This window comes from Flavihumibacter petaseus NBRC 106054, assembly GCF_000974785.1.
GTDB lineage: Bacteria > Bacteroidota > Bacteroidia > Chitinophagales > Chitinophagaceae > Flavihumibacter > Flavihumibacter petaseus.
In genome coordinates, this window is the sequence record NZ_BBWV01000001.1 from 2314726 (window position 1) to 2326905 (window position 12180).

Here is a 12180-nt window from a genome sequence, read left to right on the forward strand (position 1 = left end):
GTTGGGTTGAACTGCAAAAGTAAGGTCCAATTACTATATTGCACTCATGAGTGATATGCAGCATTTATCTGACTTTCTGATACCTGTTTCACCTTCTGCATTAAATGGCGATGAAGGATACCGTTCGGGTCAGATGGGAAAACAAATCAGTATTTTTCAGGATGACGATTTTCCTGACCTGGAGCAAACACAGATCGTACTGATCGGTTGCGGCGAAGAGCGGGGAATGGGAATGGGACGACCCTTCAGTGCCGCTCCCGACGCCATCCGCCAGCAATTTTACCAGACCTTTTACTGGCATACCGATATACCCGTTGCCGATCTGGGTAATATCAAACCCGGCGCCTCGCTGAGCGATACCTACGCGGCCCTGAAACTGGTCATTAAAGAACTGACCGATGCAGGCAAAACTGTTATCATTCTTGGCGGAGGGCATGACCTTACTTTGTCACAATACCATGCTTATGCCGACCGGCAGCAACTTATAGAAGCAGCATGTATCGATGCCCGCATCGACCTCGACATGGACGCACTGCCCCAGGCTGAACATTTCCTGATGGAACTGCTCACCGGTGAGCCCAATTTCATGAAGCACTACAGCCACCTCGCATTCCAGAGTTATTATGTACATCCCTACATGCTGGAGAACATGGACAAACTGCGGTTCGATTGTTTCCGGGTGGGTCATGTCAAAGAACATATCGAAGAGATGGAACCAGTTATCCGCAACTGCAGGATGGTCAGCTTCGATCTCTCTTCCCTCGCACATGCCTATGCGCCGGGAACCGCCATTTCACCGAATGGCCTGGATGGCGAACAGGCCTGTGTGCTTTCCCGTTATGCGGGCATGAGCCTCCAGGTAAACAGCATCGGCTTTTACGGCTACCAGCCCGGAAAAGACCAGTCTGACCTCACAGCTAAACAGATCGCACAGATGATCTGGTATTTCATCGACGGCCGCTACAAGGGATTGAAAGAATCGGCACTTTCTGACAGAAATTCCTTTTACGAATACCACATCACCTTCGCAGAACTCGAAACACTCTTCCTGCAAAGCAAAAGGACCGACCGCTGGTGGATGCGCCTTCCGGATGAACGCTTTATCCCCTGCTCCTATAAAGATTATGTAATGGCCTGCAACAACAATCTTCCCGAACGCTGGTTGCGTGCCATGGAAAGGGGATAAGACAGAAGGGAAATAGTTACATTTGAAAGATGCGATCTCAATTACTTCATTGGGCAGTGGTACTGTTGTCCGGTACCATGCTGGCTTCCTGCGGAACCAGCAAAGTCTGGACGAAAACTGCCAACGAACAGTTACTCGGCAAAGAAGGACTTCAGCAGGCGCACGTAGGGATATGCCTCTACGACGCCGACAAAAACCAGTATGTCTACCGGTACCAGTCTGAAAAATTTTTTGTACCGGCCAGCAATACCAAATTGATGGCGTTGTATGCTGGCATGAAACTGCTGGGAGATTCCATTCCGGCAATCCGGTATACAGAAACTGCCGACAGCCTTTACCTGCAACCGACCGGCGACCCGACTTTCCTGCACCCCGACTATCCCGAACAGCCACTGTTCGACTTTCTGAAAGCAAAAGAGAAAAAGATCGTGATCAGTGACGGTAACTGGCAGGAGAAAGAATTCGGCTACGGTTGGTCATGGGACGATTTCAACAGTGCCTATATGGCCGAAAGAAGTTCTTTTCCCATTTATGGCAATGTGATCAAATGGACCCAGGTAAGGGAGAAAACAGACGACGAAAATGGCGAGGCCAAAGAAGACATCTTCGTCTACTCTGAACCGGAAGTGTCCTGGAAACTACGGTTCAATCCGCAGTCGGGCAATAATTTCTCAGTCATCCGGGAACGCTACGATAATATTTTTCATGTGACGGAAGGAAAGGAAATCCTGCGCAGCCTGGAAATTCCGTTTGTCACCAATGGTTTGCTGTCTGCAATGGATCTGCTGAGGGATACGCTGAATAAAACCATTGTATATGTACCTGCCACGAAATCGCGGCCGATGCAAAACGTCGTTTACTCGCGGAAAGCCGATTCGGTTTTTTCACCGATGATGCACCGCAGCGACAACCTGTTTGCCGAACAATGCCTCCTCATGCTGTCCGATAAACTGCTGGGCGTCATGAGCACGGGCAAAACGATCGACACGCTGCTGAAATCATGCTTCCAGGGAATGCCGCAGCCGCCGGTATGGGTCGACGGCAGCGGCCTGAGCCGGTATAACCAGTTCAGCCCGGAAGATTTTGTATGGGTAGTGCGCAAACTCTATGACGATTTCAGCCCGGAAAGGGTAAACTCCATCCTTCCGGCAGGAAACGAAGGAACGCTCAGGGGATATTATAAGGAAATTGGTAATAATATACATGCCAAAACAGGCAGCCTCAGCGGCCAACTCGCACTGAGCGGGTTGCTGAAGACAAAAAAAGGCAGCCGGTTGTACTTCTCCATTATCGTCAACAACCATACGGGATCAGCCACCGCAGTCAGACGCAGTATGGAAGCCTTTCTGACCAAAGCGTATGAAACCTATTAGTCTGACGGGGCTGCCGTATTTTTGCAACAGAAAAATCAGACTTTGGGAGATAGCATACAACTGTTACCGGATCATATAGCTAACCAGATCGCAGCAGGGGAAGTGATTCAACGGCCTGCCAGCGCAGTAAAAGAGCTGCTGGAGAATTCCGTTGACGCCGGTGCAACCGAGATCAGGCTGATCGTTGCGGATGCCGGCAAGTCATTGATCCAGGTGGCCGACAACGGGAAGGGGATGAGTGAAACTGACGCCCGCCTTTGTTTCGAAAGACATGCTACTTCAAAAATCAGTCAGATTGACGATCTTTTTCATATTCAGACCATGGGTTTCCGGGGCGAAGCGCTGGCCAGTGTGGCAGCCGTGGCACAGGTCGATCTCAAAACCCGCAGGGCTGCAGATGAAGCAGGCACCCATATAGAAATAGAGAACAGCATGGTCGTATTACAGGAACCCTGTGCCATGGCGCAGGGAACCAGTATTGCCATGAAAAACCTTTTTTTCAATATCCCTGCCCGACGCAACTTTCTGAAAAGCAATGCTGCAGAAATGCGGCATATCATCGATGAGTTCATCCGGGTGGCGATGGCTTTTCCACAACTCTTTTTTTCCCTGTCCCATAACGGACAAAACGTATTTCACCTGGACAAAGGTTCCCTGAAACAGCGGATCGTACAGGTGCTCGGAAACCAGTACAACGCGAAGCTGGTTCCGGTACAGGAACAAACAGACTACCTCAATATCCAGGGATTCATCGGCAAGCCGGAAGCGGCCAAAAAGACCCGCGGTGACCAGTTCTTTTTTGTCAACAACCGCTTTATCCGAAGCGCCTACCTCCACCACGCAGTGATGCAGGCCTTCCAGGATCTGATTCCCGCAGATGCATTTCCCACATATGTATTGTTCATTGACCTTCAACCCGACCAGATCGATGTAAACGTGCATCCCACGAAGCAGGAAATCAAGTTCGAGGATGAGAAGATCGTATATGCCTTTGTACAGGCAGCCGTAAAACATGCGCTCGCGCAATTCAGCATCATGCCATCGCTGGAATTCGACATTGATTCAGGTATCCAGCAGCTGGATGCAGTAGCCAAGCCCTTTACACCGCAACAACAGGATGCAGCCCGTGACTCAGGCCTCTTCCGCAGTTTTACCCAACAGCACCAGGCACATTTTATCGAAAAACAACCCGCTTCAGGGAATACTGCAGGCAACACGTCCGGCATGCAGGACTGGAAAAGCCTGCTCAGCTCCACCGAAACAGAAAGTACTGTAAGCGCATTCGACTGGGAGCTGCCCAAAAAGAAATGGGAGCTGGCTGAAAATGCCGGTCTGCTGCAACTTGAGTCGCAATACCTCATTGCGCCACTCCTGAAAGGTTGCCTGCTGATTCATCAGCAACTCGCCCATGAGCGCGTGCTGTATGAAAGATATGCCGCTGCCGTGGCCGGCAGGCAAATGCCTTCCCAGCAAACTATGTTCCCGGTGACCATCGACCTCTCTGCGGCCGACAGCGCCCTTCTGACTGAAATGCTGGCCGACCTGCAATTGCTGGGTTACGGCATCGAACCGTTTGGCACAAACGCTTTTATCATACAGGGAACACCTGCTGACCTGTTCCAGGGAAATGAAAAAGCCGCTATCGAAGCATTACTCGAACAATACAAGCATTTCAATACCGATGTCAAATTTTCCCGAAGGGAAAAACTGATCCGTTCACTCGCTGCACAACACGCCATCAAACGGGGCACCGCCTTGTCCATAACCGAAATGCGACAGCTGGCAGAAGACCTCCTCCGCTGCGCCACACCGAATATTACACCCGGAGGACAACCGACTTTTATTGAATTTACCAGCGACTATCTCTTCCGCCTGTTTGATGCGAGATAGAGTTATCTTCATTCCTACAAAGGAAGGAAGCACATGAAAAAACTCGGGTTAGTGGCCGTCGCGGCTTTGCTGTTGCTAACAGCCAAAGCGCAGGATGCGCAGGCAGACAAATGGGTGGACAGCGTTTTTAAATCATTGTCAGCGGATCAGAAAATTGCGCAACTGATGATCATCAGGATGTCTACGCTGAAAGAAGGCAAACCATTCTTCTACGACAGCCTGGTTACCGCGATGGTGAACAAGTACAATGTCGGCGGCATCTGTCTGTTCCAGGGTGGCCCGCTCCAACAGGCGAAAAGCATCAACTTTCTTCAGTCAATAGCGAAAACACCATTGCTCGTTACGGTAGATGGCGAATGGGGACTGGGCATGCGTTTCGACAGTGTCAGGGCATTGCCACGCCAGATGACACTTGGCGCAACCAGCAATCCTTCCCTTGTTTACGATTATGGAAAACTGGTGGCTGACCAATGCCGCCGCATAGGCATCCAGGTGAACTACGCACCCGTAGTAGACATCAACAATAATCCTGACAACCCGGTGATCAATGACAGGTCTTTCGGGGAAGATAAAATGAAGGTCGCCGCACTCGGTATACAATACATGAAAGGATTGCAGGACAATGGTGTAATGGCCTGCGCCAAACATTTTCCCGGACACGGCGATGTAGCCGTCGACTCCCATTATGACCTGCCGGTTATCCGTAAATCACGTGCGGCACTTGATTCCCTGGAACTGTATCCCTTCAGGCAGATCTTTAAAGCAGGTGTGGGCAGTGTAATGATCGCACACCTCGCAATTCCAGCGATCGACAGTACCACGAACCGGCCAACTTCCATTTCCCGTAATGCCGTAACAGGACTTTTACAGGATGAACTTCATTTTAAGGGACTGAGTTTTACAGATGCGCTGGAAATGCAGGGCGTCGCCAAATATTACCCCGATGGTGAAGCATCTGCACAATCGCTGATCGCTGGCAACGACCTGCTTTGCCTTCCCGGTGATGTGGCAGATGGCATTGCCAAAATCAAAAAAGCCATCCGGAAGAAAAAACTGAGCTGGGATGATATCAATATCAAAGTAAAAAAAATGCTCTATGCAAAATATGCCTATGGCCTCAGCCAGATCAAACCGATTGATCTTCACCAGCTCACAGATGACCTGAACAGTGGTACTGACCGGATGCGCCGCCGCGTTGCTGAAGAGTCCGTCACCCTCCTGCGCAATGAACACAGCCTGTTTCCCTATCCCGCAACAGGACGCACCAGCCGGAGGGTCGCCTACATTGGCATTGGCCTGAAAGCCGACAACCGTTTCGCTGAAAGATTGCGGAACGATTACAATGCCCACACCTACTATTTTGACTATACACTTGACTCCGCGAGAGCCAACGCCCTGATCGCCCTGATTCAGAACCGTTACGACATGATCATTCTGGGTGTACACGGATACGAACGGCGGCCGGCGCGGAATTTCGGTATCAGCAATGCAGCGATTTACCTGATTCAGTCCCTGGAGAAACAGGAGCAGGTGGCCAGCATCTATTTCGGCAACCCCTATGCGATCCGCTTCAACTGCAGCAGCAAGGTATTGGTTGCCGCTTATGAAGATGATCCCATTACCCAGGAAACCGTAGCTGATTTTATCAACGGAAAAATACCCGCCCGGGGCAGACTGCCGGTGACGGTTTGTCCTGAACTGACCTTCGGATCAGGCATCGTCTCCAACCGGCTTCTGGCGGAAACCTGGCCAGGCAATGTGGGTATGGATCACAATAAATTGCAGGAGATCGATACGATCTGTCTCCAGGCGATCAGGGAAAAAGCACTCCCCGGTTGCGTGGTGCTGGTAGCGAAGGAAGGGAAGATCGTTTATGAACAGGCTTTCGGTCAGTATGCATACACCGATTCCACACCAGTAACCACCGAAACAATCTACGACCTGGCATCGCTCACGAAAGTAATGGCCACAACGTTGTCGCTGATGAAATTGTATGATGATGGAAAGCTGGATCTTGACAAAACGCTGGGAGATTATCTGTCCTGGACACAGGGAACAGACAAAGCCCGGCTTCCTATCCGGGAAGTCCTGCTGCACCAGGCTGGCCTGAATGCGTTTATTCCCTTTTATAAGGAGACTATTGATCCTGCAGACGGTGTGCCGCTGGGCAACCTGTATGCCAATAAGAAAGAAGGCGCATTTACTGTACGGGTAGCTGAAAACATGTACCTCCGGCAGGATTATGAAGATACCCTTTACCAGCGGATACTGAAAAGCGCCCTGGGGCCGGAGGGCAAATATGTATACAGCGACAATGATTTTATTTTGCTGGGTAAAGTGGTGGAGGCCATCAGTGGAAAATCGCTGGATCAATATGTGCGGGAGACTTTCTATGAGCCGCTTCAGCTGAGTCATACGGGATTCAGGCCCTGGGAGCGTTTTCCGAAAAACTTTATGGCGCCTACAGAAAATGAGCCGGTATTCCGCCGCCAGTTGCTGCAGGGAGATGTTCATGATCCCGGTGCGGCAATGTTTGGTGGCGTGGCCGGGCATGCAGGGTTGTTCAGCGATGCCTATGAACTGGCCGTTCTGGGGCAATTGCTGCTGAACAACGGAACCATAAACGGCATGAGCTTTTACAAACCGTCAACTGTGGCGTTGTTCACCGCCTATAGCAGCAATATCAGCCGGCGGGGACTCGGCTTCGACAAACCCGAAAAGGACAATGCAACACGAAAAGAACCCTATCCGTCACTTTCGGTTTCCCCTGAAACCTACGGACATACCGGGTTTACCGGTACCTGTATCTGGATGGATCCCCGTTACAACCTGACGTACATCTTTCTGGGCAACCGGGTAAACAATAATGGCGATCCGAATAAATTCGGGCGGATGAACGTCCGGCCGCGGATCCAGGAAGTTATTTACAATGCCATGTCAAAATAACCTTGGATCACCTGCCACCGCGGAGTTCAACTCCTAAACAACTAAACTCCTAAACAACTAAACAGTAAAACTTCCCTAATTTCGCTTCCGCTTGCTGTGCACACACATATCTAAAACCAAACAAGCAAAACAATGAGTTACATTTCCGAAGTACACGCCCGGCAGATACTGGACAGCCGCGGTAACCCGACAGTTGAAGTTGATGTGATTACCGACGAAGGTGCCCTGGGCAGGGCTGCGGTTCCAAGCGGCGCCAGCACGGGTATTCACGAAGCAGTGGAACTGCGTGACAACGACAAGAAAAAATATGTAGGTAAAAGTGTGCTGAAAGCGGTAAAGAATGTAAATACCATTATCGCCGATAAACTGATTGGATTTGAAGTGGCAGACCAGACCGGGCTCGACAACCTGATGATCGCACTCGATGGTACTCCCAACAAGGGAAAACTGGGTGCCAATGCGATCCTGGCCGTATCGATGGCTGCTGCCAAGGCTGCCGCTCTCGAAGCCGGACTGCCCCTGTACCGTTATATCGGAGGTACCAATGCCAAGACGCTTCCCCTTCCCATGATGAATATTGTGAATGGCGGCGCGCATGCTGACAACAAGATCGACTTCCAGGAGTTCATGATCATGCCAGTAGGCGCTCCTGACTTTTCAGAGGGACTTCGTTGGGGGGTTGAGATCTTCCACGCACTGAAAACTGTTCTGAAGAAAAAAGGATTCAGCACCAACGTGGGTGATGAAGGTGGTTTCGCACCGAATATCCAGAGCAACGAAGAAGCTATTGAAACTGTGCTCGAAGCAATTTCTGCTGCAGGATACAAAGCCGGCAGCCAGATCGTGATCGCCATGGATGCTGCAAACAGTGAGCTGTGGGATGCAAAAGCTAAAAAATATGTATTCCACAAGAGCGACGGAAAGAAAATGTCCAGTGAACAACTGGTAAAATTCTGGGAGAGCTGGGTGAAGCAATATCCGATCGTTTCTATTGAAGACGGTATGGCAGAAGACGACTGGAATGGCTGGAAAATGCTGACGGATGCTGTTGGTTCAAAATGCCAGCTGGTGGGAGACGACCTGTTCGTAACGAATGTTGACCGCCTGCAGCAGGGGATCGACAAGCATATCGCCAACGCATTGCTGGTGAAAGTTAACCAGATCGGTACCATCACTGAAACCATCAATGCCGTGACACTCGCACAGCACAATGGCTACAACACGATCATGAGCCACCGCAGTGGTGAAACAGAAGATACAACGATTGCTGACCTGGCAGTTGCGCTGAACTGCGGACAGATCAAAACGGGTAGTGCCAGCCGCACAGACAGGATGGCCAAATACAATCAGCTGATCCGTATTGAGGAAATGCTGGCTGAAAGCGCGATATTCCCGGCAGGAAAGATTAAATTCGGTAAATAAATATCCGGCATGGCATCTTCGATCATCGAAAAAATCCCTCCGATCTGCAGGAACAAGTACTTTTTATGTACAGTTGTCTTCGCAGTCTGGATGGTCTTTTTCGATGATCGGGATATCATCACAACGCATTTCCGGTACAAGAAAGAACTCCACGATCTCGAAAAAAGCAAAGCATACTACCTGGATCAGATCGCTGAAACAAAGCAGGAGCTTTCCAAACTTCAGTCAGATCCGGCACTACTGGAAAAATATGCACGTGAAAAGTACCGGATGAAAAGGGATAATGAAGATCTCTATATTGTTGCACCCCCCCGTCCCACAGAAAAAAAGTAGATTTTTTTTCTGTTAAGGCAATATTAACCAACCCTCACCGTTTAGAAACATGGACGAAACCCCGGACTGGACCCCGGGAATTACTGGACAATAAATGGTTTGCACATGTCAATCTTTACAACAGAAGATTTACTTCTCTATTATTACAAAGAAACTTCTCCCGAACAAAACACCGCGATTGAAGCTGCAATGAAGCAGGACTGGGACCTCAAAGAAACTTATGAGGTTTTGGTAGAATCACTGAAAGCCCTGGAACATCCCCTTGAAACTCCTCGTACTGAGGTGGTTCTCAATGTGTTGAACTATGCGCGCGAAGCTGCCGAAGCAACTTCATGACCGTTAAGGAGCGTTACCGGAAAGTAATCGACTATTTTTTAGCACATGCCCCCGAAGCTGAGACGGAACTGTTTTACGACAACCCGTTCCAGCTTTTGGTGGCTGTTGTGCTTTCTGCCCAATGCACCGACAAACGGGTAAACCTGACCACCCCCGCACTGTTTGATCGTTTTCCTGATGCAGAAACACTGGCCCAGGCCAGTCCCGATGACGTATTACCTTATATTAAGAGTATTTCTTATCCCAATAATAAAGCCCGCCACCTGTCGGGATTGGGAAAGATGCTGGTGGACGATTTTGGCGGCCAGGTTCCCATGACAGTAGATGAACTGGTCAGACTACCGGGTGTGGGCCGAAAAACTGCTAATGTTATTACTTCAGTAATTGACGCCCAGCCCAATATGGCCGTGGATACCCATGTTTTCAGGGTTTCTGACAGAATCGGCCTCACTACCAATGCAAAAACGCCACTGGCCGCTGAGAAACAGTTACTGAAACATTTGCCCACCGGCCTGGTACATAAGGCACATCACTGGCTGATCCTCCATGGCCGGTACGTCTGCACTGCCAGATCCCCGCAATGCGAAATCTGTGGTTTACGATCGGTCTGCCGGTTTTACAGCAGGCTCCCTGAAATTCCATCAAGCAAAAACCCTCGTGGTAAATAGGTAGAAAGCCTTTTCTGATCGGGAAAAGAGGGCAATATTTCTACCGGCAAAATCTGTCCATTCATCGAAGAGCTTTTTTTACGGAGGTTGATAATCAACGCATTAATATCCACCGTGATTCTACGATCGTGAATTTTCATGGGCATTTACTTTGCCCCGCTGCATAAACGGTAATATTTTTCGTTTTAGTTACAGCCCGATCCGCATTCTATTAAAACGAAAATGTCTAAATCTATGAAAACAAAGCTATGCGTAGCTGGCATTGGCGGTTGCATACTGCTGATGGCCTACTTTAGTCCCTACGTAATGTTTTCTTCAAATCCTGCCGAACAATCCCGGATGGATTTGTCAAAAGCCCAAGGATTGTTGAACTATGAAAAATCCAGTATCCCGGGTCTGGAAGTTAAAACTCCGGCCAAAATCGCTATAGTCAACAAAGTAGCTGTTGCCAAAATGAAGAAAGCTCCTAAAAAAGAGCGTGTTCTTCCGGTTACTCCCCTAAACGACAATGCTGAATTGCTTGCAAGCAATCAGAATCCCTCCCGCAAAAACAAGTCTGCAAAGAATGCTCAACAGGAGTCTGTCGTATCTGAGGATCAGTTGGATGATCTGGACAATAACCAGTCCGACATCAATCCATCCCAACCTTTGGTGAACATGCCAAAGCCCGGTTCGACGAAAGAACATCCGGGTCGCACCGTAATCAACTATTCATCCAACGATTACGCAGAGCATACCTCCAACAAGCGCTTCCCGCATAACAATGAGGAAGAAGAAGCCCTTGTATTAAGGGATGAATCTGTAAACCTGGTAGCCGACAAAGCCGAGAAGACTTATACTTTTCGCGGTAAAACAACGGTCAAATCCAGTTTGATGAAATATATCCCGCCATTCTGGGATGGCTTTTCAGAAGAAACCGGTCAGAACAAGGCCGACCACGCTGAATTGCTTCAGAAGGCGCGCAAAATTGCCAAATTTGCCGAGAAGAACGGTTGTAACAGTGATTTCGCTTTCCTGCTCGACATGAGTGTGAAGTCAAACAAGAACCGCTTCTTTGTTATCAATCTCAGAACCAATACCATCGAGATGAGTGCACTCGTTGCCCAGGGACGTGGAAACCAACGCCTGAACCTGGACAAGGACTACTCCAACAGACCGGGTAGTAACTGCAGCTCGCTGGGTATGTACAAGATCGGAAAACCATACGATGGTGATTTCGGTCGCTCGTACAGACTTGCAGGACTGGATGCAACCAATAAAAATGCCGCCGCGCGTGCTATTGTGTTGCATGCCATGGGAAGTATTCCCAATATGGAAACCAATTTCCCGATCTGGCAAAGTGAGGGATGTCCGTCTGTTTCACCTGCAGTATTGGAAAAGATCGGTAACATGATCGATGGCAGCAAAAAGCCTGTATTGATGTGGATGTTTGATGACACCTATATCGATGCTGGTAAGAGTGTCGCTTCGGCTTATGCCGGAAGCTGATACTGCAACAGGTAAACACGGATCCAGGGCAGATTTTTAAAATCCGATAGTTCAAAAAAACCTATAGCGTTTCAAACATTTTCTACTAATAAGACCCGCAGTTTTTACTGCGGGTTTTTCATTGGCAAAACGGAGGAACAAAGGCGGGAACCAAAAAAGTTTGAAGTCTGCAGTTTGCTTTGCCTGCCGAAGCTTTAGCGTAGGCTGGGGGGGTGAGGTTTGGTTTGGGGTTTGAAGTCGTCACCGGATTTTTAAATACTTGATTGACAGAAATTAGAAAGTCAGCTTAGGGTCAGCTTAGGGTCAGCCTAGGGTCAGCTTAGGGTTTCGCCATACTCATCCTATTTTCATCCATGCTTCACCCCTGCCTGATACCAGCTTCAATGATGCCCGGAGAGCGTTCCGTAGTCAATCAAACCCACCCAAAATTGCAGGGATAGAACCCGGATAGCGCCAGGATTGCACTTAGATGGTTATCGGAATTCATTTCAGGCATACAAATCGACCAGATTAAACCTCAGACACAACCTCAAACCCC

Annotated in this window: 9 protein-coding genes; all 9 read left to right on the forward strand. The window is 49.3% G+C overall.

Translation table 11 applies throughout. The features are described 5' to 3' along the window. Positions 1-46 precede the first annotated feature (46 nt). Positions 47-1186, forward strand: coding sequence for a formimidoylglutamase (locus FPE01S_RS09665; protein ID WP_046368465.1), 1140 nt, complete (start codon positions 47-49; stop codon positions 1184-1186). A 29-nt stretch (positions 1187-1215) separates the two neighbouring features. Then, positions 1216-2559: a D-alanyl-D-alanine carboxypeptidase/D-alanyl-D-alanine-endopeptidase gene (locus FPE01S_RS09670; protein ID WP_083990199.1), complete on the forward strand. Its 1344-nt coding sequence runs from the start codon at positions 1216-1218 to the stop codon at positions 2557-2559. Between the two features lie 42 nt (positions 2560-2601). Continuing rightward, positions 2602-4449 (forward strand): DNA mismatch repair endonuclease MutL, encoded by a 1848-nt coding sequence (mutL, locus tag FPE01S_RS09675; protein ID WP_046368467.1) that lies wholly within the window; start codon positions 2602-2604, stop codon positions 4447-4449. A gap of 33 nt (positions 4450-4482) precedes the next feature. Then, entirely contained in the window at positions 4483-7395 is a 2913-nt protein-coding gene (locus tag FPE01S_RS09680) for a serine hydrolase domain-containing protein (protein WP_046368468.1), read from the forward strand. Between the two features lie 132 nt (positions 7396-7527). Beyond that, a complete protein-coding gene (eno, locus tag FPE01S_RS09685; RefSeq protein ID WP_046368469.1) occupies positions 7528-8817 on the forward strand; it encodes a phosphopyruvate hydratase in 1290 nt (429 codons plus the stop codon). A gap of 9 nt (positions 8818-8826) precedes the next feature. Beyond that, positions 8827-9150 (forward strand): FtsB family cell division protein, encoded by a 324-nt coding sequence (locus FPE01S_RS09690; protein WP_052955654.1) that lies wholly within the window; start codon positions 8827-8829, stop codon positions 9148-9150. Between the two features lie 105 nt (positions 9151-9255). Then, positions 9256-9486: a hypothetical protein gene (locus tag FPE01S_RS09695; protein ID WP_046368470.1), complete on the forward strand. Its 231-nt coding sequence runs from the start codon at positions 9256-9258 to the stop codon at positions 9484-9486. Next, positions 9483-10154 carry an endonuclease III gene (gene nth / locus FPE01S_RS09700; protein ID WP_046368471.1) on the forward strand — a complete coding sequence of 224 codons (672 nt, stop codon included), beginning with the start codon at positions 9483-9485 and terminating at the stop codon, positions 10152-10154. Before FPE01S_RS09695 ends, nth begins: the two co-directional genes overlap by 4 nt. A 234-nt stretch (positions 10155-10388) precedes the next feature. Beyond that, complete coding sequence (locus FPE01S_RS26240; RefSeq protein WP_169749152.1) at positions 10389-11642, forward strand: murein L,D-transpeptidase catalytic domain-containing protein; 1254 nt, start codon at positions 10389-10391, stop codon at positions 11640-11642. Positions 11643-12180 lie beyond the last annotated feature (538 nt).